Source organism: Arthrobacter sp. Ha26 (assembly GCF_059091705.1).
In genome coordinates this window covers 305,046-328,944 of record NZ_JBNHGX010000002.1, presented here as the reverse complement: position 1 = coordinate 328,944, position 23,899 = coordinate 305,046, and the positions used below count along the sequence as shown (strand labels likewise).

Annotated in this window: 28 protein-coding genes; 19 read left to right on the top strand and 9 right to left on the bottom strand. The window is 66.9% G+C overall.

Going from position 1 to position 23,899, the window contains the following annotated elements:
* Window positions 1-5 precede the first annotated feature (5 nt).
* The 5 genes from AC5RVY_RS07070 (at window position 6) to AC5RVY_RS07050 (ending at window position 3,406) form a co-directional block, all read left to right on the top strand.
* Entirely contained in the window at window positions 6-1,412 is a 1,407-nt protein-coding gene (locus AC5RVY_RS07070) for a CoA transferase (RefSeq protein ID WP_493953994.1), read from the top strand.
* 41 nt (window positions 1,413-1,453) lie between these two features.
* Window positions 1,454-1,918: a DoxX family protein gene (locus tag AC5RVY_RS07065; protein WP_493953993.1), complete on the top strand. Its 465-nt coding sequence runs from the start codon at window positions 1,454-1,456 to the stop codon at window positions 1,916-1,918.
* The gene (locus tag AC5RVY_RS07060; protein ID WP_493953992.1) at window positions 1,915-2,733 is read left to right on the top strand and encodes an AzlC family ABC transporter permease; all 819 of its coding nucleotides are present in this window, start codon (window positions 1,915-1,917) and stop codon (window positions 2,731-2,733) included. The genes AC5RVY_RS07065 and AC5RVY_RS07060 overlap by 4 nt, the downstream gene beginning before the upstream one ends.
* Window positions 2,730-3,041 carry an AzlD domain-containing protein gene (locus tag AC5RVY_RS07055; RefSeq protein WP_493953991.1) on the top strand — a complete coding sequence of 104 codons (312 nt, stop codon included), beginning with the start codon at window positions 2,730-2,732 and terminating at the stop codon, window positions 3,039-3,041. Before AC5RVY_RS07060 ends, AC5RVY_RS07055 begins: the two co-directional genes overlap by 4 nt.
* A 218-nt stretch (window positions 3,042-3,259) precedes the next feature.
* Window positions 3,260-3,406, top strand: coding sequence for a hypothetical protein (locus AC5RVY_RS07050; protein ID WP_493953990.1), 147 nt, complete (start codon window positions 3,260-3,262; stop codon window positions 3,404-3,406).
* A 94-nt stretch (window positions 3,407-3,500) separates the two neighbouring features.
* Here the strand turns inward: AC5RVY_RS07050 and AC5RVY_RS07045 are convergent, their stop codons facing one another.
* Both AC5RVY_RS07045 and AC5RVY_RS07040 read right to left on the bottom strand, forming a co-directional pair.
* A complete protein-coding gene (locus AC5RVY_RS07045) occupies window positions 3,501-3,755 on the bottom strand; it encodes a hypothetical protein (RefSeq protein WP_493953989.1) in 255 nt (84 codons plus the stop codon).
* 230 nt (window positions 3,756-3,985) lie between these two features.
* A complete protein-coding gene (locus AC5RVY_RS07040; RefSeq protein ID WP_493953988.1) occupies window positions 3,986-4,600 on the bottom strand; it encodes a TetR/AcrR family transcriptional regulator in 615 nt (204 codons plus the stop codon).
* 121 nt (window positions 4,601-4,721) lie between these two features.
* Here AC5RVY_RS07040 and AC5RVY_RS07035 point away from each other — a divergent pair, with 121 nt between their 5' ends.
* The 3 genes from AC5RVY_RS07035 to AC5RVY_RS07025 all read left to right on the top strand — a co-directional run bounded on the left by AC5RVY_RS07035 (window position 4,722) and on the right by AC5RVY_RS07025 (window position 6,387).
* Window positions 4,722-5,045 carry a thiamine-binding protein gene (locus AC5RVY_RS07035; RefSeq protein WP_493953987.1) on the top strand — a complete coding sequence of 108 codons (324 nt, stop codon included), beginning with the start codon at window positions 4,722-4,724 and terminating at the stop codon, window positions 5,043-5,045.
* A gap of 83 nt (window positions 5,046-5,128) precedes the next feature.
* Entirely contained in the window at window positions 5,129-5,806 is a 678-nt protein-coding gene (locus AC5RVY_RS07030; RefSeq protein WP_493953986.1) for an O-methyltransferase, read from the top strand.
* Window positions 5,807-5,913: 107 nt separating this feature from the next.
* Window positions 5,914-6,387, top strand: a complete 474-nt coding sequence (locus tag AC5RVY_RS07025) for a Dps family protein (protein ID WP_493953985.1) — start codon at window positions 5,914-5,916, stop codon at window positions 6,385-6,387.
* A 133-nt stretch (window positions 6,388-6,520) separates the two neighbouring features.
* Here AC5RVY_RS07025 and AC5RVY_RS07020 read toward each other — a convergent pair whose 3' ends face one another.
* The 6 genes from AC5RVY_RS07020 to AC5RVY_RS06995 all read right to left on the bottom strand — a co-directional run bounded on the left by AC5RVY_RS07020 (window position 6,521) and on the right by AC5RVY_RS06995 (window position 10,840).
* On the bottom strand, window positions 6,521-6,697 hold the full coding sequence (locus AC5RVY_RS07020) for a CsbD family protein (protein ID WP_493954270.1): 177 nt from the start codon (window positions 6,695-6,697) through the stop codon (window positions 6,521-6,523).
* A 101-nt stretch (window positions 6,698-6,798) separates the two neighbouring features.
* A complete protein-coding gene (locus AC5RVY_RS07015) occupies window positions 6,799-7,056 on the bottom strand; it encodes a hypothetical protein (protein ID WP_493953984.1) in 258 nt (85 codons plus the stop codon).
* Between the two features lie 355 nt (window positions 7,057-7,411).
* Entirely contained in the window at window positions 7,412-8,617 is a 1,206-nt protein-coding gene (locus tag AC5RVY_RS07010) for a YihY/virulence factor BrkB family protein (RefSeq protein WP_493953983.1), read from the bottom strand.
* A 107-nt stretch (window positions 8,618-8,724) separates the two neighbouring features.
* Window positions 8,725-9,387, bottom strand: a complete 663-nt coding sequence (locus AC5RVY_RS07005) for a DUF3618 domain-containing protein (RefSeq protein WP_493953982.1) — start codon at window positions 9,385-9,387, stop codon at window positions 8,725-8,727.
* Window positions 9,384-9,815, bottom strand: a complete 432-nt coding sequence (locus tag AC5RVY_RS07000; RefSeq protein ID WP_493953981.1) for a phage holin family protein — start codon at window positions 9,813-9,815, stop codon at window positions 9,384-9,386. The genes AC5RVY_RS07005 and AC5RVY_RS07000 overlap by 4 nt, the downstream gene beginning before the upstream one ends.
* Window positions 9,815-10,840 carry a hypothetical protein gene (locus AC5RVY_RS06995; RefSeq protein WP_493953980.1) on the bottom strand — a complete coding sequence of 342 codons (1,026 nt, stop codon included), beginning with the start codon at window positions 10,838-10,840 and terminating at the stop codon, window positions 9,815-9,817. Before AC5RVY_RS06995 ends, AC5RVY_RS07000 begins: the two co-directional genes overlap by 1 nt.
* 140 nt (window positions 10,841-10,980) lie before the next feature.
* Here AC5RVY_RS06995 and AC5RVY_RS06990 point away from each other — a divergent pair, with 140 nt between their 5' ends.
* Window positions 10,981-11,559 carry a hypothetical protein gene (locus AC5RVY_RS06990; RefSeq protein ID WP_493953979.1) on the top strand — a complete coding sequence of 193 codons (579 nt, stop codon included), beginning with the start codon at window positions 10,981-10,983 and terminating at the stop codon, window positions 11,557-11,559.
* Here the strand turns inward: AC5RVY_RS06990 and AC5RVY_RS06985 are convergent.
* The gene (locus AC5RVY_RS06985; protein WP_493953978.1) at window positions 11,556-12,656 is read right to left on the bottom strand and encodes an NAD-dependent epimerase/dehydratase family protein; all 1,101 of its coding nucleotides are present in this window, start codon (window positions 12,654-12,656) and stop codon (window positions 11,556-11,558) included. The genes AC5RVY_RS06990 and AC5RVY_RS06985 overlap by 4 nt on opposite strands.
* Window positions 12,657-12,802: 146 nt before the next feature.
* Between AC5RVY_RS06985 and AC5RVY_RS06980 the strand changes: the two genes are divergently transcribed.
* From AC5RVY_RS06980 to rfaE2, 10 genes are all read left to right on the top strand, one after another.
* Window positions 12,803-13,768, top strand: a complete 966-nt coding sequence (locus AC5RVY_RS06980; RefSeq protein WP_493953977.1) for a sigma-70 family RNA polymerase sigma factor — start codon at window positions 12,803-12,805, stop codon at window positions 13,766-13,768.
* 152 nt (window positions 13,769-13,920) lie between these two features.
* Entirely contained in the window at window positions 13,921-14,457 is a 537-nt protein-coding gene (locus tag AC5RVY_RS06975) for a D-glycero-alpha-D-manno-heptose-1,7-bisphosphate 7-phosphatase (protein WP_493953976.1), read from the top strand.
* The gene (locus AC5RVY_RS06970) at window positions 14,457-15,545 is read left to right on the top strand and encodes a glycosyltransferase family 9 protein (protein WP_493953975.1); all 1,089 of its coding nucleotides are present in this window, start codon (window positions 14,457-14,459) and stop codon (window positions 15,543-15,545) included. The genes AC5RVY_RS06975 and AC5RVY_RS06970 overlap by 1 nt, the downstream gene beginning before the upstream one ends.
* A complete protein-coding gene (locus tag AC5RVY_RS06965) occupies window positions 15,542-16,576 on the top strand; it encodes a glycosyltransferase (RefSeq protein WP_493953974.1) in 1,035 nt (344 codons plus the stop codon). The genes AC5RVY_RS06970 and AC5RVY_RS06965 overlap by 4 nt, the downstream gene beginning before the upstream one ends.
* The gene (locus AC5RVY_RS06960; RefSeq protein ID WP_493953973.1) at window positions 16,573-17,826 is read left to right on the top strand and encodes a glycosyltransferase; all 1,254 of its coding nucleotides are present in this window, start codon (window positions 16,573-16,575) and stop codon (window positions 17,824-17,826) included. The genes AC5RVY_RS06965 and AC5RVY_RS06960 overlap by 4 nt, the downstream gene beginning before the upstream one ends.
* The gene (locus tag AC5RVY_RS06955; RefSeq protein WP_493953972.1) at window positions 17,823-18,566 is read left to right on the top strand and encodes a D-sedoheptulose-7-phosphate isomerase; all 744 of its coding nucleotides are present in this window, start codon (window positions 17,823-17,825) and stop codon (window positions 18,564-18,566) included. Before AC5RVY_RS06960 ends, AC5RVY_RS06955 begins: the two co-directional genes overlap by 4 nt.
* Window positions 18,563-20,032 (top strand): PfkB family carbohydrate kinase, encoded by a 1,470-nt coding sequence (locus AC5RVY_RS06950; protein ID WP_493953971.1) that lies wholly within the window; start codon window positions 18,563-18,565, stop codon window positions 20,030-20,032. Before AC5RVY_RS06955 ends, AC5RVY_RS06950 begins: the two co-directional genes overlap by 4 nt.
* A 47-nt stretch (window positions 20,033-20,079) precedes the next feature.
* The gene (locus tag AC5RVY_RS06945; RefSeq protein WP_493953970.1) at window positions 20,080-20,781 is read left to right on the top strand and encodes an SDR family oxidoreductase; all 702 of its coding nucleotides are present in this window, start codon (window positions 20,080-20,082) and stop codon (window positions 20,779-20,781) included.
* A gap of 38 nt (window positions 20,782-20,819) precedes the next feature.
* Entirely contained in the window at window positions 20,820-22,343 is a 1,524-nt protein-coding gene (locus tag AC5RVY_RS06940) for an aldehyde dehydrogenase family protein (protein ID WP_493953969.1), read from the top strand.
* On the top strand, window positions 22,340-23,896 hold the full coding sequence (gene rfaE2 / locus AC5RVY_RS06935; protein WP_493953968.1) for a D-glycero-beta-D-manno-heptose 1-phosphate adenylyltransferase: 1,557 nt from the start codon (window positions 22,340-22,342) through the stop codon (window positions 23,894-23,896). The genes AC5RVY_RS06940 and rfaE2 overlap by 4 nt, the downstream gene beginning before the upstream one ends.
* Window positions 23,897-23,899 lie beyond the last annotated feature (3 nt).

The following is a 23,899-nucleotide window of genomic DNA, read 5'->3' as shown; positions in this document are numbered from 1 at the left end:
GGAAGATGGCCGGACTGGCTGCCAGCGGTGTTCCCCCGCTGTTCCGTTGCCTGGAAGCCGTCTCCAGCGATACGGGTTTGGTGCTGCATGATCCGGCCTCGTCCTGGTCCGGGCCCCGCCGTTGGTGGCGCGGTGCTTTGGACGTGGAAGGCCTGGCATTGGGTTCTGTAGGGGCCGCGGCTGCGGCATTGGACCTCCTGTCAGGAACTCCGGGCCGGTTTGCCACCACGGCGGCCCTGACCGCCGCCGCGTTCGACTCCTATGGCCACCTTCGGATTGACGGGCGCACCATTCAGGGATTCGCCCCACTGTCCGGCTTCCGGCGCACCCGCGACGGGTGGATCAGGCTCCACGCCAACTACCCGCACCATGAGCGGCGGCTGATGCAGGCACTCGATGCCACCAGCGTGGATGGCGTGGGGGCAGCCCTCGCCGCTATGACCTCGCTCGAAGCAGAAGCAGCGATCCAAGCCCGCGGCGGGGTGGCCGCGGCTGTCCGAAGCCGCGGCGAATGGCTGGGCTCGGGCCTGGGAGGGGCTGCCGGAACGGGACCCTGGATAGAATTCAGTCTTGCCGGGGGAGGAACCACCGGCGCCCGGCGGCTCCGCCTGTCCCGCGACAACCCCCGCCTTCCCCTTGCCGGGGTGCGCGTGCTGGACCTGACCCGCGTTATTGCCGGGCCGGTAGCAACCCGGCTCCTGGGGGCGCTTGGCGCCGACGTCCTGCGGATCGATCCGCCTCAGCTTCCCGAAATTTCCGATCAGTTCGTGGACACCGGGTTCGGCAAGAAGAGCGCCGAGGCGGACCTGGCAGACCCGCTGAACCGCCACCTCCTCCACGAGCTGCAGGCCACCGCGGACGTTGTCATCACGGGTTATCGGCGGGGGTCCCTGAACCGCTTCGGGCTGGAGCCGGAGGTGCTGCTGTCAGCCCGCCCGGAGCTGGTGGTGGCCTCGCTGGACAGCTGGGGCGGCACGGGCCCATGGAGCGGCCTGCGCGGCTTCGACAGCATTGTCCAGGCGGCCACCGGAATCGCCGATCTTTACGGGGCGGAGGACCATGACGCCGGGTGGCGGGCGGGTGCGCTGCCCGTCCAGGCCCTGGACCACGCAACAGGGTACGGGTTGGCGGCAGCAGCCATCGCCTTGCTTGCGCGGCGCCGGCACAACGGCCTGGGGGGAGCGGCGCGGCTGTCCCTGGTCCGCACGGCAGAGGAGCTGTTCGCCCTTCCCACCGGTAATCCAGAAACGGATGTTCCAGAACCAGAATTGCCCGTACCTGATCTGCGGGTCATGGCCAGCAGCTACGGCCAACTGCGCTACGTGGGGCCGCCCCTCCTGGTGGACGGGCAGCCGCTTGACTACACAGGCCCACCGCCACCTTACGGGAGTTCCGCGCTCGGCTGGGCCTGACCTGTTTTAGCGGCTTGCCGCGCTTGTGATTGAGTGGGGGCATGTCTTTTTCCCGGTCCGGCCGGGCCCTTCAAAGCCTTTCCGCCGCAGCCATGAGCGCCCTATTGGCGGCCAGCGCCATGAAACACGTCCGCGACCCCGGGTTTTACCGGCAGGTGGTGCCGGACTACCTCTGCCTGGAGGGCAGGGCCAGCGGCACGGAACCGGACCGCCGTCGGCCGTTCGCAGTGATGACCAGGGAGGAATGGATCGCGCTGAGCGGCCTGCTGGAGCTGGCCGCCGCCGTCGGAATCCTTGTCCCGCCGGTCCGCAGGGCGACTGCCACCGCCCTCACCGCCATGTTCGCCGTCTTCCTGGCCGGACACATCGACGCGCTCCGGCGTGCCTACGGCCCCGAAGGAACCCGCAGCCAGCGCACAGTCCATACGGTGCGCCTGCCGCTGCAGGCTCCGCTCATCCTGTGGGCCTGGACCCTGCGGAAGCCTGCACTGGGAGCAGGGACGTGAAATTGCTGTCCTCCCCTGCCGTCCGGGTGGGACTCTCCATCAGTGTTGCCACCGGGCTCTATGGAGTCTCCTTTGGTGCCTTGTCCGTCACGTCCGGCCTGGATTTTTGGCAGACCATGGCGTTGAGCCTGCTCCTCTTCAGCGGCGGGTCGCAGTTCGCATTCATCGGCGTGGTGGGAGGAGGGGGCTCGGGCATCGCAGCCATGAGCGCTGCCACACTGCTGGGCATGCGCAACGGAATCTACGGCATGCAGCTCAACGCACTGCTCCACCCCACCGGGTGGCGCAGGTACGTTGCCGCCCAGGTGACCATCGACGAGTCCACCGCCACCAGCACCGGCCAGACCGATCCCGCGGAGCAGCGCCGCGGCTTTTGGGCGGCGGGCATCGGCATCTATGTGCTGTGGAACCTCTTCACTGCGGTGGGGGCGTTGGCCGGCAGCGGGTTGGGGGACCCCAAGCAGTGGGGACTCGACGGCGCCGCAGTGGCCGCCTTCCTGGCCTTGCTCTGGCCCCGGCTCAAAGGCCGCGAACCGATCGCCATCGCGGTGGCCTGCGCCCTTGCCACGGTGGTGGCCGTGCCGTTCGTGCCGGCAGGCGTACCCATCCTGGTGGCCGCCGTCGTGGCCGCTGTGATCGGCTGGTACAGCCACGGCCGGAGCGACGAGGGCCTGGAGCCGGACGTTGAGCCGTACCGGGAACACCGCCACCATGCTGTGGATCACCGGCACGATGAAGATCACGGGCACGGCGGCGTCCACCAACACCATGACATCCCGCAGCACGGCAAGGGTTTACCGGGAGCGGACTCGTGAGCCTCTGGATCTGGCTGCTCATTGCCTGCGCACTGGCTTACGCCTGGAAGCTGGTGGGCTACTTCGTCCCCGCGAGGATCCTCGAGAACCCCCGGGTTTCCAGGGTGGCAGGAACCATGACCATCGGGCTGCTGGCGTCCCTCACGCTGGTGAACGCCGTGGCATCCGGGCAGTCCCTGGTTGCCGACGCCCGGCTGGGCGCGCTCGCGGCCGCAGTCATCGCACTGGCGCTGCGCGCGCCGTTCCTGCTGGTTGTGGTGGTGGGCGCGGGAACGGCCGCCCTGCTGAGGATGCTCGGCTGGAACTGAGCCGCCGCCGCTAAGTGAGATTCGTCACTGGTGCTGGAGGCCGTGAGTTGTACTATAAAAGCGGCTATGCAGTTGGCCACGCAGAATCCTCATGAACGGCGACGATGGACAATCAACTGCATGCTGCCGGGGAAAGAGCCGGGCGGCCCCACCTCCAGAAGAACGTCCGACGCCGGGCCGGGCTCCCAGCCAAACGTTTCTTCAGTCGTTTTGCCGGCTTGTCCGATGTCCCGGCCGAAGATCTCCAGTCCCTGTCGGAGAGCCTGCAAAGGGCCATGGACCTCGATCCGGCGTCGCAGGTCCTGGCGCTCCAGGCAATGGTCCACGAGGAGTTGCGGGCGCGGGGAGCGGCAGGCGACGACTAGCGCTGGGAGAAGCTGGCGGGGAGCGGCACGCGGCTACTACGAGGCCGGCTGGCTACCCCCAGCAGCGGGCAGCGCCGCTGCCAACTGGAGCCGGTCACGCAACTCCATGGGCAGCGCCGTTGGTTGCCCGTGAACCGGCTGTAAGTGGGCCGGTTGAATTTGCACGGCGCAAGCATTCTTCGACGGCCATCTCATACCAGGCCTGGGCGCCGTACTCGGGCTCGGGAGTATCCAGGTTCTGGAAAAGGGCATCGCACAGTTTTGCGAGTTCCCCGGGCGGCAGGGTGGGAAGTACTTCCTCCGGTCCGCGCGGATCATTGATGTAGTGCAGAAGCCTGGACGTGTTCATCACGATGTGGCCACGGGCTGGAGGAGCAAAAACTGGGGCATGGATCGCTCCATCTCGAAGGATCAAACCTGAAGGATCAGAGAGGCTGGCTGCGTAACCCACTTGAAGTGTATTGCACCCACTGGGCGCCCACAATGGGGAGATCCACAGTGCTAAAACGGGGTCTTCCGGGCTCTGTGGAACCGTCTGGTGGAGCATTCGGCCAGCTGCAGGCTGCCAGGGAAGTGGCGTCAGGGGAGGGCCGGTACCGGCACATGGACCGGAAGCGGACGGCTGGGCCGAACTGTCCTGATGGCATCCTCCACCAGCGCCAACGGCCTGCGCCAGGCGTCAGATCCCGGTTCCATGGTGTCCACAACTCCAATGAGCATCGCCAGCAACCGGAACATGTCCGTCATTGAGATGTCCTCGCGCAGGCTTCCCTGGCCTTGCCCGCGCACCAGCAGCACACTGATCGATTCCATCAAGGAGCCCGTGATGCCGGTGAGCAACTCCCGGCGGCCGGCAACAGCGCCCAGGAGGTTGGCGTCGTCGCTGGCGGCCGCCATCAGGGCTTCCATGACACGGAGCAGTCCTGCCGTTGCGTCGATATCCGCGAGGGCGGTTTCCACCACGGGGTCAACGTTGAGCCGGAGCTGCCGGTCAAGCACGGCAAGGACCAGCTCCTCCTTGTCCGAAAAATTGCGGAACAGGGTGGCCGGTCCAACGCCTGCGGTTGCTGCGATGGTCTGGAGGGGAACTTCGGGGCCGAACTCGCGGAAGCATTGGCGCGCCGCCGTGATGATCTTGTCCACGTTCCGCGCTGCGTCGGCGCGGAGGGGCTTGCGGGCGACTGCGAGGCTCATGCCAAAAGGTTAGCAATGGAGATCCTGCCGTTCACCGTTACTGGAGGGTAGGGGGTTTTGTGACGGCGGCCATGGCGCTCTCCGTCTGCGTCCCGCCTCCTTGCCATGGCACACTGGCATCATGCTGCTTGCCTTTTCTGTTGCCCCCTCAGGTACCCCCGCGGAAGGGTCCAGGCCCGCTGATGCCTCCGTCCATGACGCCGTCGCCGCAGCCGTTAAGATCGTCAGGGAATCGGGCCTGCCGAACAAGACCGATTCGATGTTCACCACCATCGAGGGTGAATGGGATGAAGTTTTTGAGGTCGTGAAGCGGGCTACGGAGGCGGTGGGGCGCTACGGCAGCCGCGTCTCCCTGGTTATCAAGGCGGACATCAGGCCCGGGTATTCCGGCGAGCTGACAGCCAAGGTGGACCGCCTGGAAGAAGCACTCACCGACGGTTCGTGACGGGTAACTGCCCTTCTGCCTCCTGGTCTTCGGAACAGCCCGCGTCTCTGGACCCGCGCGGACCCCCGTGCCAGACTGTGCCCATGTTTGAGCACAAGCCCCGTCCGGAGTGGATTGCCACCGAAGAGTTCCTGTCCGACGTCGTGGTCCATCCTGATCCCTCGCTCCTCCGCGCCGTGCAGTCCGCGGCTGAGGCCGGTATGCCGGCCATCGAGGTGGCCCCCAATGCCGGGAAGCTCCTCAAGCTGCTCGTCCAGCTTTCCGGTGCCCGCAGGGTCTTGGAGATCGGCACGCTTGCCGGTTTCAGCACTATCTGGATGGGGCAGGGCCTGCCCGACGACGGCACGTTGGTCACGTGCGAATTCCTCCCTCAGCACGCGGAAGTGGCGTGGGCAAATATCGACTTTGCAGGACTGGGACAGAAGGTGGAGATCCGGCTGGGTCCTGCCCTGGACACCCTCGCAGCGTTGGCGGAGGAGGACCGGGAGCCTTTCGATTTCATCTTCATCGATGCCGACAAAGAGAACAACAGCCGCTATCTGGAATGGGCGGTGCGCCTGGGCCGGCCGGGGGCCACGGTTGTCCTGGACAACACCATTTGGGAAGGCGCGGTCCTGGACCCTGACATGGACCCCGTGAACGCGCCTGGAATCGTTGACGCCCTCAAGCTGCTGGGCGGGCATCCCCGGCTCGACGCCACCGTCATCCAGACAGTGGGCTCCAAGGGCTGGGACGGGTTCGCGCTGGCTCGAATCAGGTAGCCCGCCCGTGGCCCGGCCGCTGACTCCCGCCCGCCGGTTAACTGGTAAGTATGCTTATAGTATTGTCGCGAAGCCGCCAGCCGGATCAGCCGAAGTGGAGGAAAAATATGAAAGCGTCACCCACCCTCGCCAGCAACCTGCAAATGGTGCTCACAGACCTCATCGAGTTGCACCTTCAGGGGAAGCAGGCCCACTGGAACCTTGTAGGCACCAATTTCCGTGACCTGCACCTGCAGCTGGACGAGATTATTACCGCAGCCAGGCTCTTCGCGGACCAGGCGGCGGAGCGGATGCGGGCCCTGCACGCCTTGCCGGACGGCCGCAGCAGCACCGTGTCTTCCGGCAGCCGGCTGGAGGAGTTTCCGCAGGGGCTGGTCACCACGAAGGACACTGTCAAACTTGTCACCGCGCGGCTGGAACGGACTGTGCAAACCATGCGCGACGTCCACGACGAGGTGGACGAGGAAGATCCCACCAGCGCTGACCTGCTCCACGCCGTCATTGAGCGGCTGGAACAGCTGGCCTGGATGGTCAATGCCGAAACCATGGCGGCGACGGAATCAGTGACCGAGCCTGCATAAGCGTTTGGCCGTGGCCGGCAGGGACTAAGCCCGGGGACTGCCCGAAGGAACTGCCCGAGTAACTGGAGCCGGGGACCAACGGAAAAGGGGCTGCTGCGGAATCCGCAGCAGCCCCTTTTTCAGTTTCCGGAACCTAATCCTTCTTGAAAGCGTCCTTGACTTTTTCGCCGGCCTGCTTCAGGTCAGCCTTGGACTGGTCCATCCGACCCTCAGTCCGCAGGCTTTCGTCGTCAGTGGCCGCACCCGTAGTCTCCTTGGCCTTGCCGCCCATTTTCTCTGCGGCATTTTCGATCTTGTCATCCAAACCCATGGTGATTCTCCCTTCGGCCGGTGGCCGGCGGAACGGTAATGCGCCGGTCATGCTCTCATGCTAACCAGCCGAAGGCGGCTTCAACAGGTCTGGAAACGAACTCAGACCAGGTCGGGAGCGCTGGCCACTATGTAGTCGGCGGCGGCGGGGCCGGTCATGGACAGATTGTTGCTGTCCGGGTTGATTCCGCGGCCCTGGAGCGCTTCCCACAAGGCTTCCGGGGCCTGAAGCTGTTCCTTCTGGAGCAGGCACCAGCTGGTGTACAGGCCATAGAGCTCGTCCCGGCGAAGGCCGAGTCCGGGCTCCCTGTCCGCGACAACTGCTTCAGCGAGAAATTGGTCAAAATGGGTGGCGGGCATGTTTGCTCATTCGGGGTCGACCGTGATGCCGCCGTATCTGCTTCAGCGGCCCTGCGCGGCTCTTGGGATACCGAGCAGAGTAAACACGAAACTATGGCAGGGCGGTTCACTTTGTCCAGTCGCCGTATCAGTTCTCAAGATCGAGGGGGCCGACGGCGACTGGGGGGACTGGCCTCGGTCTCAGAAGAGGCCATCTCACCGCCGGCCCCGCTTTGTCCCCGGACCACCTTTGCTGACCCGGGAAACCTCAACAGGACCTTTAGGACAATTTTCCCCCATCTTGCAGGTCCTGCCTAGCCCCGGGAGGCGGCAGCCATTCTTGTCCGTTCCGCCGCTTGCCCGGGGCGTCTGCTACCTACTCGTTGCCTGTATCGCGTCCGCGCAGCTTGTCGCGGACCCTGTCCCGGTGGCGTTCGGCGGACTCGCTGGAACGCTGGCTCCCGCTACCGTTGCCGTTCTGGCCCGTGTCCCCGTTCCCGCCGTCGTCGTTCCCGCCGTTCGCCGCACTGTACTTTTCTCGAAGTTCGCGCCCGTGCTTGATGTCTTCGTCCTCTTGCTTCTGCAGTTTCTCGCTCTTCTTGGTGTCCCGCGGCGGAAGCTGGATGGTCTCTTCTGCCTCGATGCCGGCCTGGAGCTGGCGGCCACGCTCTGTCTCTGCGTCAAACTCGGCACCGAAAAGCAGGGACATGTTCAGGATCCACAGCCACAGCAGCATCACGATCACGCCGCCCAGGGCACCGTAGGTCTTGTTGTAGTTACCGAAGTTGCCGACGTAGAACCCAAAACCCAGGGATGCGAGCAGGAAAACGAACAGGGCAATGCCTGAACCCATGCTCATCCACTTGAACTTGGGCTGCTTGACGTTGGGGGTCGCGTAGTACAGCACGGCAATGATCACGATAATCAGGACCACCATCACCGGCCATTTGGCAATATTCCAGATGGCGAGGAACACACCGCTGAGCCCGATCAGGCCTCCAACCGCCTCGGCAACCGGGCCGCTCAGGACCAGCATGCCGGCGAGGATGGCGACGACGACAACGGCGAAGAGCGTCACCACCAGCATGGTGCCGCGCAGCTTAATGAATGGCCTGCCCTCATCGACCTCGTAAACGCGGTTCATGGCCCGCCCGAAGGCCCCGACATAGCCGGAGGCGGACCAGAGGGCAGTAGCGAGACCGAGGACCAGGGTAAGTCCGGCAGCCGGTGCGTTGGCGAGATCGGAGACAACGCCCCCGATGGTCCCGACCGTCTCGGCCGGGACAAATCCCTGCACAATCTGGAGCAGGGCATCGGTCGTTTTCTGTGGGTCTCCGAAGAGCCCGATCAGTGAAACCAGCGCCAAGATGGCTGGGAACAGGGACAACACCCCGTAGTAGGTGAGGGCTGCCGCGAGGTCCGGGCACTGGTCCTTCGAAAACTCCCGCAGGGTTTTCTTAAGGATGTATTTCCAGGACGGTTTGTCCAGGTCGGTGGGGCCATCCGGCTTACGGGAGTCGTTCGGATCCGGAGCCTGGCCTGCTTTCGCTGTGCTGGTTTCGGAAGAGTCTTGAGTGGCCATGGGGCTGTCCTCTCGCTAAGGGTGCAAAACTGAGAGGCCGGCTCCGCGTGATCGCGGGGCCGGCCTGTCAGGGTGTTGCTCATGCCTTGGGGTGCCGCGTCGGATGCTTAGGTGTTTTTGACGTTGTCTTTGGCGTCGGTGGCGCGGTCTTTGACGTCGGTGACGGCGCCTTGGCCTTCGGCTTTGACGTTCTGGACGCCGTCGGTGGCGGTGGCTTTGACGTTTTCCATGGCTTCCTGGGCCGGTTCCTTCAGGTCCTGGACCATGTCCTTGGCCGCGTCGGTGACCTGGGTGGCCAGGGGTTCGGCGGCGGTCTTAAGCTGCTGGGCTGCTTCGCGTTCCTTCTGGCTTGCCGGGATCAGGGACGAGACGAGCATCCCGGCGCCGAACGCGATCAGGCCCGCGGCCAGGGGGTTGCCCTGGGTCTTGGCCTTGACCTGGTCCGGTGCCTGGGAGAGCGCGGTGCCGGCGTCGGAGAGTTTGGCGGCGGCGGTGTCCTTGGCCCCGTGCAGGGTGTCCCCGGTGGAATGCAGGGCCCCGGAGGTGTGCCCGGCGCCGGAGTGGACCTTGTCCTGGACCGAGGACGTTGCTGAGTCTGCTGCTCCCATGATGCGCTCCTTCACTCCGCTGACGGCGTCTTTCACTTTGTCCGTCTGGCGGTGGACGATGTTGGACGGGGTGACTTTGTCCGCCACCGCGTCCACGTTGGTGCCCAGGCGGGCGCGGGTTGCTTCTATGTCTGCACGGATTGCGTCCGGGTTTTCGCTCATCGGTTTACCTCACCTGGTTTTAGGGTTGGGGGAATTTCTGAGAGTGTTTCGCCTGTTTGGGGCATGCCCTGGACCTGTTTGAGTTCCTTGCGGCCCATCGAGGCCAGGACCGCGGCGACGATGGCCCAGATCACGGCCACGATCACGGCGGCCCAGCCCAGCGGCATCAGGGCGCCCAGGGCGAACATCAACGCCAGGGACAGGAAAACCAGGACGAAGTGCCCGGCCACGCCGGCGCCGGCGAGCATCCCGCCGCCTTTGCCGGCCTTGGTGGCGGACTGTTTCAGTTCGGCCTTGGCCAGCTCCACTTCCTGGCGCATCAGCGTGGACAGGTCCCGGGTCACATCACCCAGCAACTCACCCAGCGACGCGTTGTCCGCCTTCACATGCGCCGCACTCGGCGGCGTCTCCGGAATCTCGCTACTCATCACAGCCCACCGGACTGACCGTCCCTGGAGCGGTCCCGGGTGAGGGGATCGCCGGGCATGGGTTCATCAGCCAGGTCGCGGTCTCCAAGGGGGTCCTCAGCCGTACGGTTGCCGGACCATGGTTCTTCTTCCACCAGTTCAGGGCTGCCGAGGGGGCCGGCACCCGCCGTGCCTGCGCCGTAACCGGAGGTGTCTTCCGTGTAACCGGTGCCTGCGCCGTAACCGGACGTGCCTGCGGGGTAGGTGGTGCCGGCGGCGTCACCATAGCCGGCGGTAGTGGTGGCCGGACCCGGCATCTGGACCGGAGGAGGCGGAACTGATCCCGCCACCGGAGCGTAGCCCTCACCGTACTGGTCGCCGTAGGGGCTGGAATATTGCCCTGTAAGTCCCCTGCTGCCGGTGCCGGTCTGGCTTTCCTGCGTGCCCCCGGTGAGGCCTCGGGTGAGGCGGCCGGCGAGGACACCGGCGCCTGCTGCGAGCAGGAGGAAGGTGCCGGGCCGGTTCCGTGCAAACCGCTGGACTTCGCCGAGCAAGTCGCCCGGCTCCCTGTTCTCAAGCCAGGAAGCGACCGATTCGCTGCGCTGGGCAGCCTGCCGGATCAGGTCGCTGGCCATGCCCTGCTGGTCCGGGGCGTCCGCCATGCTTTGCAGCTGGCTGGAAATCGTCCGGATGCCCTCGGCGGCCTTCTGCTGCTGGGTACCGGCCTGGCTGGTCAATCCAGACTTCGCCTGCGACAACAGATCCTGCGCGCTGTACTTCGCCTCGGCGGCTACGTTGGCGACTTCTTCCTTGGCCGTCTGGGCGACATTTTGGGCGGAGCCCTTGGCGGTACGTGCTACATCTGCTGCTTCTTCCTTCGCCGCTTCCTTACGGGATGACCCGGAGGTATCACCGATCGGGGCGTCATCTCCATAGGGGGAATTGGCGGCGGACGGGAAAGTGGTGGCGCTTCGCTCGCCCGGAATTCCTGTAGAGGCCGGCGGAGCCGTGTAGGCGGGATCCTCGGGCCATTGGTTCTCTGTCATCTTCGCTCTCTCTTTCCAAGAAGGCCGGTTGTTGATCAAGAACCAGCGATACTGGCCCTAAAATAATAAGCATGATTACTAATAAAAGGTAAGTACGCTTGCTAAGCGAGTTATAAACAGTTCCAAAAAAATCAGCCGGAATGGCTCCGCCGGCCCGGTCCGTCGAAGTGGAAGAGGTGGGTGCTTTGGAAATAGCTCCGTGGGTTTGGGTAGTCATTGCCGTAGTTGTGGTGGTGCTGATTGTGCTGCTGCTGCTGGCAACAGGGCGGCGGCGGAAGGCGATACAGCAGAAGCGGGACGATGCGCACCGGGAAAAGGCCGCCGAGATCCGGCGTGAGGCCGAGAACAGGGAACTCGACGCCCGTGAGCGCGAGGCCAAGGCAGCACGCGCCAGGGCGGACGCAGAGCAGGCGCAGGTTGAGGCTGCACGGCTGCGTCAGCATGCGGAACACCAGGCAAACGAGGCAAAGACCCTGCGTGACGACGTCAACGAGCGGACCCGGAAAGCGGACGAGCTCGACCCCGACGTCCGGGAGGACCGTGACGGCACCAATCGTGCCGCGACTAACTCCGGTACCACTAACTCCGGTAATGCCGCACGCGACGCTGCCGACGCTGCCCGCGGTGCAGGCGCCCACGATGACCGCCGCCACGATGGTGCCAACCCTGGCCAGGGCGGTTCACACGTGGATCGTGATAATCCCCGCTCAGGCATCTAGTCCGCAGGCTCGGCGGCCTCCAGTTCAGAGCTGGACGTAACCTCGCCTTTGCGCGAAATGCCGTGCCGCGGCTTCAAGGCGGGGGAGGGAGTTACTCCTTTCCCCGCTGCCATGCCCTCCAGTACGTCCAGAACGGCCTCCACTGAGGACTGATGTGCTTCCCACCCAAGAACCCGCCACGCCCGGCCTGTGTCCATGATGGGGACACCTGCTGCCATCTCAACCCACCCGGAGTCTGTGGGAAGAAGGCGGAGCTGCCAGGCCAAGCCAACAAGCTTGTGGAGGAGTTCCATGGAAATGGGGAGGATTCTCCGCGCCCGAACGATCCGGGCGAGTTCCTGCGGCGTAAGTACTGGCTCCGCCGCGATATTGAAAGCTCCGGAGGCCCGCTGGTCGATGACGCGCCAGTAGGCCTCGGCCACGTCATCGGCGTGGACGGCCTGGAAAACGAGGTCGTCCGGGGCCGGCAACAGGGGAATCCATGGCCGCCTGGGCAGGAGCCGCGGGATGGCTGGCCCCAGGAAGTACCTGCCGATCTCGCTCCCCGCGTCCCGCTGGAAGATCAGTGCCGGCCGGAGCCTGGCCACGGCTATGCCCGGCTCCGCTGCCGCAAACCGGTCCAGGAGGTCTTCCTGGGCGGCCTTGTGCCGGCTGTAGTGGGAGCCGGCCATGCCGGTGGCCGGCCAGGATTCATCGGACCGCCGGTCTTTCGGGCCCTTGCTGTAGGCGCCCACGGACGAAGCGCAGACCACCTGTTTGACGCCCGCTTTCCGGGCTGCTTCCAGAACGTTTGCGGTGCCCGTGACATTGGTCCGGTACAGCTGGTCAAGGTCCCGGTTCGGCTGGACTTGCCACGCCAGGTGCACTACGGAATCCATACCCGCCAGCGCAGCTTCCAGCCGGGGCCGGTCACCCTCCAGGCCAACATCGAGCGTATGCCATTCCACTCCGGCGTAGGGAGCCCGGGTAATGTCCGGCAGGCGTCTGCTGATCCCTGTCAGCTCCAGGCTTCCCGGCTTGCTGGAGAGCTGGTCCTGGAGGTTGCGAAGCAGGGCCGTCCCTGCATTTCCGCTGGCTCCGGTGATGGCGATGCGCATGGCGGGAACTCCTTGGCAGAGGGGCGCGGTTTCGTCTTACATGCTGAGCCTAATCCCGCAAAGGATTGTTTTATAAGCAACCTTATGATTTCCTACTGCTAAGTCTTGCCGCAGGCTTTCGGACCCGACCGAGGGAACCAACGACAATGCCCGAATCATTCGCCGCGCTTGCCGTGGATACTACGCCCGTCCAACCGCCATGCCCGGAACCAGCGCGGGAAAACCGGTTCGCCAGCAAACAGGGGCGGCTCCGCGAGACCTTCGAAAACGACCTGGTCCTGGGATACCTGGACCTCGCCGAGGCCCTGGCTGCCCGCTTCGAGGCGCGTGGCCGGGAACGTGCCGACCTGAACCAGGTGGCCTACCTTGGACTGGTCAAGGCTGCCCGCGGCTTCGACCAGTCCAAGGGGGAAAGCTTTCCCGCCTACGCCGCCCCAACCATCGCCGGGGAGTTGAAGAGATACCTGCGCGACCGCACCTGGGTGGTCCGGCCCCCCAGGCACATCCAGGATCTGCGCACCAGGATGTTCCGTGTGGAACCCGAGCTGGTGCAGGCCCTGGGCAGGACCCCGAGTGTGGCGGAACTGGCAACCGAGCTGGGCACGGATGCCGCGGATGTCCAGGAGGCCATCTCGGCGTCGAGCAGCATGCACCCGGACTCCCTGGACGCAGCCAACCCGCACAGCGATGCCCCCTCCATCGGTGACTTGCTCGCCTGTCCGGAAACGCCCCTGGAGCGGCTCGAGGACCTGGCCTGCCTGCGGGAGGCCATGCAGGACCTGGACGAGGCGGACCGCGAACTGCTGTACCGCCGCTATTTTTGCGAGGAAACCCAGGTCCAGCTGGGCAAGCGGCTGGGGATGTCGCAAATGCAGGTGTCGCGGCGCCTGGCGCGGGTGCTCGTGGAACTCCAGCGCCGGCTCCTGAGCAGCGGACAGGTGGACAGTGCCCTGACGGAACCGGAGCGCGCGGCGGGTTCCGCGGGCTCCTTCAGGGCGGTGCGGAGCACGGGCCGCCTTGGAGTTTCAAGCACAGTTTCCAGCAATGCCTCACCGGGCCGGACCTCAGCCAGGGCCGCTGCCAAGACCACCTTGGGGAGCAGGAACAGGTAGCCCCCAGGGGTTCCGACCGGAGCGCCGGCACCCGCCCAGAGCCCGGAGCACTCCTATCTTGCCTGTTCAAAGGCCCCTCCTGTTGCCCATCGAAAGGGGAGAAAAGCAGCAGCCCGTGTTTAGGAGCAGCAGCAGTGGGGAACGGAGAGGATATGGGAAGCTCCGTAACCTCGAAGTTCCGCGCTGTCCTGTTCGACCGGGACGGGACACTGGTGGTCGACGTGCCCTACAACGGGGACCCCGCCAGGGTAACGCCAATGCCGGGCGCCAAAGCAGTCCTGGACGCCCTTCGGGCCGACGGGATTGCCACCGGAGTGATCAGTAACCAGTCCGGAATTGCGCGGGGCCTGATCACTGCCGCCGATGTGGCAGATGTCAATGCCCGGGTGGAGGAATTGCTGGGCCCCTTCGACGTGTGGGAGGTATGCCCGCATTCGGAGCAGGACGGTTGCGCCTGCCGCAAGCCTGCACCGGGAATGGTGCAGAGTGCGTGCCGCAAGCTCGGCATCACGGAATCGGAGGCAGCGCTGATCGGCGATATCGGCGCTGACGTCCGCGCCGCCGAAGCAGCCGGAGCGACGGGTGTCCTCGTTCCAACGCCTGTGACGCGCGCCCAAGAGGTGCAAGAGTCCCGGTTGGTGGCCCGGGACCTGGCAGAGGCTGTCTCGCTGCTTGTGGGGCAGCCCTGATGGGCCGGGTCCTGGTGGCACGCCTGGACAGCATGGGAGACGTGCTCCTGGCCGGTCCGGCGGTCCGCGCGGTCGCCAATGGCCGGTTCCCGGACGGAAGCAGCCCGAACCACGTGGTGATGCTCTGCGGGCGGCAGGGCGAGGCGGCGGCAGGAATGCTGCCCGGCGCGGCAGAGGTCTACAGCTGGGACAGCCCGTGGATCATGAACCCCGCTCCCCGGATGACCGGCCCCCACGCCGACCGGCTCATCGAGTATGTCCGGAACTCCAGGATCACCGAAGCGGTCATTCTCACCTCCTTCCACCAGTCGCCGCTGCCGCTGGCACTGCTGCTCCGGCTGGCCGGTGTGGAACGCATCACCGGGGCCTCCACCGATTACGCCGGCTCCCTGCTGGATGTCCGGCTCAAACCGGGCGAAGACTTTCCCGAAGACCAGCCGGAAGCCGAAAGGGCACTGGGCATTGCTGAAGCGGGAGGTTTCCGGCTCCCTGCCGGGGATGACGGCAAGCTCCGGCTGACATCCGTACCGGACGTCCGGAACCTCGTGGGCGACGACCCCTATGTGGTGGTGCACCCCGGAGCTGCGGTCCCTGCCAGGGCGTGGCCGCCGCTGCACCACGCTGCCGCCGTCGAACTCCTGCAGGGCGCGGGGCACCGCGTGGTGGTGACCGGCGGTCCGGGCGAGACGTCGCTGACCGCTACCGTCGCCGGACCGTCGGCACTTGACCTCGGCGGCCGCACGGACCTCCATACCCTCGCCGGCGTGATGGCGGGAGCGGACGCCGTCGTCACCGGCAACACCGGCCCCGCGCACCTCGCCGCGGCGGTGGGCACTCCGGTGGCCTGCCTCTTCTCGCCGGTGGTGCCCGCCATCCGTTGGGCGCCGTACGGGGTCTCACTGGAACTGCTGGGCGACCAGAACGCCGCCTGCAGGATGAGCCGGGCCAGGGTCTGCCCCGTTCCGGGCCACCCGTGCCTTGACTCCGTCTCACCTGAGGAAGTGGTGGCCGCCGTGGAACGCCTCATCGGCGGAGTGAGCTCCTTCAGCACCCATGTCAGTACCCGTAGAAAGGCCCGCAACAGATGAGAATCCTGCTCTGGCATGTCCACGGTTCCTGGACGGACGCCTTCGTCCGCGGCCGTCATGAGTACCTCCTTCCGGTCCTGCCGGGAGGTGGTGCGTGGGGACTGGGCCGTGCCGGCAGGGACTGGCCCGACTCAGTGCGGGAGGTGGACCTCGGTGCGCTGGACGCGGACGCTGTTGACGCCGTCGTCCTGCAGCGGCCGGAGGAAATCGATGAAGTTGCCCGGCTGCTGCGCCGCAGGCCCGGTGTGGACCTGCCGGCGGTGTACGTGGAGCACAACACCCCTAAAGGCGACTTCCCGTTCACCCGCCACCCGCTGGCAGACCAGCGGGACATCCCCCTGGTGCACGTGACCCACTTCAATAAGCTGGCTTGGGACAACGGATCTGCCAGCAGCCTGGTGATTGAACACGGGATTCCGGACCCCGGCCAGCTTTACACCGGGGAGCTGCCGGAGCTGGGCGTGGTGGTGAACGAACCCATCCGCCGCGGACGCGTCACGGGCACGGATCTCTTGCCGGCTTTCGCGTCAGTTGCCCCGCTCCAGGTCTTCGGCATGAAAACCGACGGGCTGGCGGCTGCCGCCGGCATCGACGGCTCCAGGCTCACGGCCCGGGGCGACCTGCAGACCGCGCAGCTGCACCGCGAACTGGCCCGCTGCCGCGTCTATGTGCACCCGATGCGCTGGACCTCCCTGGGATTGTCCCTGCTGGAAGCCATGCACCTGGGAATGCCGGTAGTTGCCCTGGCCACCACCGAAGCGCCGCGGGCGGTGCCGCCGGAGGCCGGCGCCGTATCCGCCGATATCGACGAGCTGCTCCGCTGCGCGCAGCGGCTGGTCGCCAACCCGGATGAAGCCCGACGGCGGGGCGTTGCCGCCCGCGAGGCGGCACTGGAACGCTACAGCCTGGGCAGGTTCCAGGACCGCTGGGACGAGCTCCTCGCGGACCTCGGCGGCCGGCCCCGGCACTCCGACAACGGACGCTTGGAAGAGAAGATCCTTGTTCCGGCGCGAGAGAGGAAAACCCCATGAAGATCTCGATGATTTCCGAGCACGCCAGTCCGCTGGCGGCGTTGGGAGGGGTGGACGCCGGCGGGCAGAACGTACATGTCGCCGCGCTGTCCGAAGCGCTTGCCAAGCGCGGCCACGATGTCACTGTCTACACCCGCCGGGATGCAACGGAGCTTCCGGCTAGGGTCCGCGTGAACCCGCGGTTTGAAGTGGTGCACGTGGACGCCGGACCCGCGCGCCATGTTCCCAAGGACGAGTTGCTGCCCTACATGGGCGAGCTGGCCATCGGTGTTGCCCGGGACTGGAGCCAGCGGCCCCCGGATGTGGTGCACGGGCATTTCTGGATGTCCGGCCTGGCCGCACTGGATGCTGCCCGGCGGCCGGAGCAGGGTTACCGGGTTCCCGTCGTCCAGACCTTCCATGCGCTGGGTACCGTCAAGCGGCGGCACCAGGGAGCGGAGGACACCAGCCCCCAGGAGCGGCGCTGGCTGGAGCCCGGAGTTGGACGGTCGGTCGACAGGATCGTTGCGACCTGCTCGGACGAAGTCTTTGAACTCAAGGCGATGGGCATCAAGACGGGCAAAATTTCCATCGCCCCCTGCGGCGTGGACCTCGGCTTCTTTTCCGCCGACGGTCCTGCTGCCGCCAGGCCGCGCAAGCACCGCATCCTCTCCGTGGGCCGACTGGTGCCGCGCAAGGGCGTGGACCTCGTGATCCGGGCGCTGCCCTACCTCCAGGACGCGGGATTTGACGACGTCGAACTCCTGATTGTGGGCGGCGGCGCAGACTCAGGGGTACTGCACGCCGACCCGGAGGTCCGCCGCCTGCTGGAGCTTGCGGAGGAACTGGGCGTTTCGGAGAAGGTGAACCTGCAGGGCCAGGTGTCACGCGGCGAGATGCCCGGGATCTTCCGCAGCGCCGATGCCGTGGTGTGCGCCCCCTGGTACGAGCCGTTCGGCATCGTCCCGCTGGAGGCCATGGCCTGCGGCGTCCCCGTGGTTGCGGCCGCAGTGGGCGGCTTGCGGGACACGGTGGTTGACCACGGCACCGGACTGCACGTGCCGCCGCGGGACCCCGAAGCCATTGCGTCCGCGCTTGCCCTGCTGCTGGACAACCCGGCCCTGCGGACGGAACTCGGCAACGCCGGCAAGAAGCGTGCCCGCACCAGGTACTCCTGGGACCGGGTGGCGGCGGAAACCGAAAAGGCCTATCAGCTGGCGGTGGCGGGAGCTGCGGCCGGCGTTGTCCCCATGGAAGGAGCGGCCTTGTGACTGCTGAATGGTCCCTTCGTGAAGCCGACTTGCCGGTCCTGGCAAGGCCGGCCCCACTGCCTGCGGTACTGCCCGGCGCCACTTTTGTGGATCCGGACAGCGCGGAGGCCGTGCGCACGCATCTGGACAATGTGGTGCCTGCCCTCGAGTCGCTGCGGAGCCAGTCCGGCCGGCTGGCGGCCTGGGGAGTGGAGCTGGCGCAGCGCCTGCTCCGCGGCCAGCGCCTCCTTGCCGCCGGAAACGGTGGTTCAGCGGCTGAGGCGCAGCACCTCACGGCGGAACTCGTGGGCAGGTTCGACGGCGAGCGGGTTCCGTTTTCGGCCATTTCCCTCCATGCGGAGTCCTCCGCCATGACGGCCATCGCCAATGATTACGGCTACGACGACGTCTTTGCCCGCCAGGTGCGCGCCCACGGCCGGTCCGGCGACGTGCTGATGCTGTTGTCCACCAGCGGCAAGAGCCCCAACCTGCTGCGGGCTGCCGAAGCCGCATCGCGCCTGAACATCACCACCTGGGCGCTCACGGGGGCAGGTCCCAACCCCCTGGCGGATGCGTGCGATGAAGCGGTGATGGTTGACGCCCTCAACGCCAATGCCCAGGAGGGCCATCTCATCGCGCTGCACGCCGTTTGCCGGGCATTCGACCTCGAGGTGGGCCGGCGCAGCTCCGCCGAGGCACTTCCCTTGACGAACCTCGGCGCCCAAAGCCAGGGCCTGCGGAAGCGGGGCGGTGAGGCATGAGGATCGTGGTGGTGGGCGATGTGATGCTGGACGTGGACCTGTCCGGGGAGGCCACACGGCTGAGCCCGGATGCGCCGGTGCCGGTGGTTGACGTCTCCGGCGTCAAGCGCCGTGCCGGCGGCGCCGGGCTCGTGGCCCGGATGCTTGCCGAGGACAACTGGCCGGTGACGCTGGTGACGGTCCTGGGGGATGACGACGCCGGCCGCCAGCTGGAAGCACAGCTCGCCGGGGTGCGCCTCGTCTCGGGTCCCAGTGGCTACCCTTCGCCGGTCAAGACCCGGGTCAGGGCAGGATCGCATCCCGTGGTCCGGTTTGACCAGGGCTGCGAAAAGACGCCCGTCCCGGAGGTGAGCCCGGCCATGCTCCGTGCGGTGGAAAAAGCGGGCGTGATCATCGTGGCCGACTACGGCCGCGGCCTGGCAGCCAACCCGCAACTGCGCGAACTGCTGGCACGGATGGCGGACACTGTGCCCATTGTGTGGGACCCGCACCCTGCCGGGCCGGATCCGGTGCCGGGCGTCGCCGTCGTCACGCCGAACCTGGCCGAGGCACAGAAGGCCGTGCAGTCACGCGGACCGAGGGAAACCCGGCCGCAGCCCGCCGGTCAGCCGGCCACTGCCCGGCGGGTCACTCCACGCGTGGCCAAGACGCAGGAGGCCTCTGCGCGGGGTACCGCCGCAGATCCAGGCGCCGATCCTGCTGCCGAGGCGGGCACTATGCTGCTGGCCGAATGGGGCAGCCAGGCCGTCCTGGTCACCAAGGGCGAGCAGGGCGCCGTCCTGTGCCGGCGGGACCACAGCCCGGAACCGGTTCCAGCTCCACGCGTGGAAGCGGGTGATCCGTGCGGGGCCGGTGACCGGCTCGCCGCCAGCCTTGCCGTGCACCTCCTCGCCGGCCGTGGCCTGGATGAAGCTGCGGTGCTGGCTGTCCACGACGCCGCGGACTTCCTGGCCAACGGCGGGGTGTCGGCCCTGCCCGATGCGGTGGAGCCCACCCCTCCACAGCCCCGTATCAGCGATCCGCTGCTGCTGGCCCGCGCCGTGCGGGAAAGCGGCGGGAAAGTGGTGGCCACCGGCGGGTGCTTCGACCTGTTGCATGCCGGGCATGTGCGGTCCCTGGCGGCGGCCCGCGAGCTGGGGGATTGCCTGATCGTGTGCCTCAACTCGGATGACTCCGTGCGGCGGCTCAAGGGCCCGGAGCGGCCCATCATCGGCCAGCACGACCGCGCCGAGCTGCTCCTGGCCATGGAGTGCGTGGACGCCGTGATGGTCTTCGATGAAGACACCCCCGAGGCCGCCCTGGAACGCCTTCGCCCCGACATCTGGGTCAAAGGCGGCGACTACAAGGGTGCCAGCCTGCCCGAGGCCGCGCTGGTGGAGAGCTGGGGCGGGCGCTGCCTCACGGTTCCCTACCATCCTGCCCGTTCCACCACCGGCCTGGCCGACGCCCTCGCCAAGGTGAGCTGAGCACCTTAGCCAAGAACTTCTGTTTTTCCCCGATCGAAAGGAACACCATGACTGCAGATTCGAAATCACCCGGACGCGTGCTCGTGACCGGAGGTGCCTCCGGACTGGGGGCCGCCGTCGTCGACGCCGTCCTAAAGGCAGGCGGCACCCCCGTGGTGCTGGACCGCGACATCAGCAACGTCTCGGCCGTGAAGGCTTTCGAAGTGGACGTCTCGGACCGGCTCGCCGTCGAGGCCGCCGTCAAGGAAGCCGCCGAATCCCTCGGCGGGCTGGAGGCGGTGGTGACGGCGGCGGGCATCGACCGGTGCGGCAAGCTGGCCGACGTGGAGGCCACTGAATGGGAGAAGGTCATTGGGGTCAACCTGATGGGTACCGTCTCCGTGGTGCGTGCGGCCCTGCCATACCTCAAGTCCTCGCACGGCCGTGTGGTGACCGTAGCCTCCACGCTTGGCAAGCGTGCCGTGGCAGACGCCACCGCGTACTGCGCGTCCAAGTTCGGCGTGGTGGGGTTCAGCCACGCGCTGGCCGCTGAGACCGGCGGCGAAATCGGCGTGACCACCATGATCCCCGGCGGTATGAAGACGCGCTTCTTCGACGACCGCACGGAGCAGTACAAGCCGCAGGACGATTCACGGCTTAACGACCCCGCCAACACCGCGCAGGCCATCCTTTTTGCACTGTCCCAGCCCACCGGCTGCGAAGTCCGCGAAATGCTGATCTGCCACGAGGAAGAGGGCTCCTGGCCCTAAAGCCAAAAGTCCAGGCCGGAACCGACGGGAGGAACATCATGCCCAGCACCGCAACAGACACCACTGCAATAGACACCACCGCACCGGATTCCACCGCACAGGACTCCACGGCACAGCCGGGGGAAACTGACAACGGCATCACCATCCGGAATCCACGGACCGGCGAGGTTTTGTGGACAGTGCCGGAAGCCGAACCGGCTGCAGTGACCCACGCCGTAGAGGTGGCCCGGAGCGCAGCTGCGGACTGGGCCTCCACTGCCCCGGCAGAGCGCGGGGCCGCCCTCCGGAAAGCAGCCAAAGCACTGGCGGCGGCAGCCAGGGAGCTCGCGGAACTGAACTTCAGCGAAACGGGCAAGCCGGTGGAGGACTCGCTCGGCGGCATCGGCGCCGGGGTTTCAACGCTGGAGCAGTACGCGGAACTGGGCCCTGTCCACCGTGGCCACAGCCTGCGCGGCAACCGGCTCGCCGCCGACTACACAGTAGCCGAACCCCGGGGAGTAGCCGTCCTGCTCACCCCTTGGAACGACCCCGTTGCGGTGGCGTGCGGCCTGATCGGGGCCGCGCTGGTGACCGGCAACACCGCCGTGCACAAGCCCAGCGAGCGATGCCCGCGGCTGGGTGAGGCACTGGGCGAAGTCCTGGCTCCCGCCTTTCCGCCCGGGGTGTTCCAGACCCTTTCCGGCGGCGCCGGTGTGGGCGCGCTCCTGGCCCAGTCCGAGGTGGACGTGATCGCACACGTCGGTTCAAGCGCTGCCGGCACCCGGATCGCCAGGGCCGGGGCGCTCACGGGCGCCCACGTCATCAGGGAGAACGGCGGCAACGATCCGTTGCTGGTGGACCGCGATGTTGATCCGGTGTGGGCCGCTGAACAGGCAGCCATCGGCGCCTTCAGCAACAGCGGTCAGATCTGCGTGGCAGTGGAGCGGATCTACGTCCATGAGGACATCGCACCGGAGTTCTGCAGGGCCCTGGAAGCCGAAGCAGCGCTCCGGAACAACAACGGAAGCGTGGCCCCGCTGGTGGATCTCCGCATGCGGGACGAGGTCCACGCCCAGGTGGCCGACGCACTCGGCCAGGGCGCCCACGCCGTGGAGGGCGGTGCCCTGCCTGAGGGGCCAGGCTCCTTCTACCCCACCACCGTCCTGCTCGGCTGCACCGATCGGATGCAGATCATGACCGAGGAGACCTTCGGGCCGGTCGCTCCGGTGCAGGTGGTGAAATCGTTCGACGACGGCCTGCGGCTCGCGTGCAGCGGCAGGTATGGGCTGGCCGCCACGGTCCTGAGCAGCAACATCGCGCACATCCAGCAGGCGGTGGCCGCCCTCCCCGTGGGCACCGTCAAGGTCAACGAGGTGTTCGGCGGCGCCCCCGGCGGTGCGGCCCAGCCCCGCGGCGAAAGCGGCGCCGGCTTCGGTTACGGCCCGGAGCTGCTGGACGAGTTCAGCCGGGTGAAAGTGGTGCACATTGCCGCGCCGCCGGCCGTTTCCTATGGAGCAGCTGCGGCGCGCGAGGAGCTTGCGGGCGTTGAGGAATCAGCGGCCGGGGAAGGGGACGGGTCATGAGCCTGCACCCGGAGAACCTGCCGATGGACCCGGCCTCCGTGGACCTTTCGAGCCAGCGCGCGCTGTCCGAGTGGTTGCCCGGGCGGCTGGCAGCGGAAGAACCCGCCATCCTGGTGATCGGGGACCTGATGCTGGACGGTTGGTGGAGCGGCAGCATCGAACGGCTGTGCCGGGAAGCCCCCGCTCCTGTGGTGGATATCCAGGCCCGTGAATCAGTTCCCGGCGGGGCGGCCAACACTGCCATGAACCTGGCGGCCCTCGGCGCCCGCGTCTCCGTGGCCGGGATTATCGGAACGGACGACGCCGGTGTGGACCTGCGCGGCCAGCTTGTCGCCGCAGGCATCGATGTGACGCATCTGCACAGCCACCCGGACATGGTGACCACCACCAAGATCCGGATCAGCAGCGGCGGCCAGGTGATGCTCCGCCTCGACGACTCCGCCACAACGGTGCCGGCCGAGGCGCTGGCCGGGCTCGCTGCGTCGGTGCGTGCCGCCGTCGAACGCCAGGACGCTGTGCTGGTGTGCGACTACGGCAACGGCGTACTGGCCGACCCCGTCCGCATCGGTTTGATCGAAGCGCTGGGAGCTGGGACCGTTCCCGGTGCGGAACGTCCGCTGCTGGTGGTTGACTCGCATGATCCCCGTCCCTGGGCACCGCTCCACCCGGACCTGGTGACGCCCAACGCGCAGGAAGCGGCGCGGATGCTGGACCTCCGGCTTCCGGATGGCCAGGACCGCGCGGAAACGGTCAGCCGGCATGCTGAGGCGCTGCTGGAAGCCACAGGCGCGGCTGCCGTGGTGGTCACCCTGGACCGTGACGGCACGGTGCTGTTGAGGCCCGACGGCGCCACCCACCGGACGTGGGCCCGCCCCGCAGCTGAAAAGCAGGCGTCCGGTGCCGGCGATACGTTCGTGGCGGCGCTGACGCTGGCGCGCTCGGCCGGGTTGCCGCTGACGGCGAGCCTGGACCTTGCCCAGTCGGCCGCGGACGTGGTGGTGCACCAGCCTGGTACTTCCGTTTGCAGCACGGGCCAGCTCAGCCGTTACCTGAAGGCGTTCGCCGACACTGCACTGGGTGCCGACGAACTGGAACGGCAGCTGGAGCTGCACCGGTCGCAGGGCCAGCGCATTGTGCTCACCAACGGCTGCTTCGACGTACTGCACAGCGGCCATACCCGCTACCTCAACCAGGCAAAGCAGTTGGGCGACGTCCTGGTGGTGGCACTCAACAGCGATGATTCCGTACGCGCACTCAAGGGCGCCGGCCGGCCCATCAACTCGATGGCGGACCGCGCCGCAGTGGTGGCAGCCCTGAGCTGCGTGGACTACGTCACCGTGTTCGATACCCCCACGGCGGCGCCGCTGATCCGGCAGCTCCGGCCCGAGGTCTACGCAAAGGGCGGGGACTACACGCCGGAAATGCTGGCCGAGACACCCGCTGTGGAGGAATACGGCGGGCGGGTAGCCATCCTGGACTACGTGGCCGAGCGGTCCACCAGCGCCGTGGTGAAGCGGATCCGCGAGGGCGAAGGGGCCGTGCCCGGCAACTAAGGT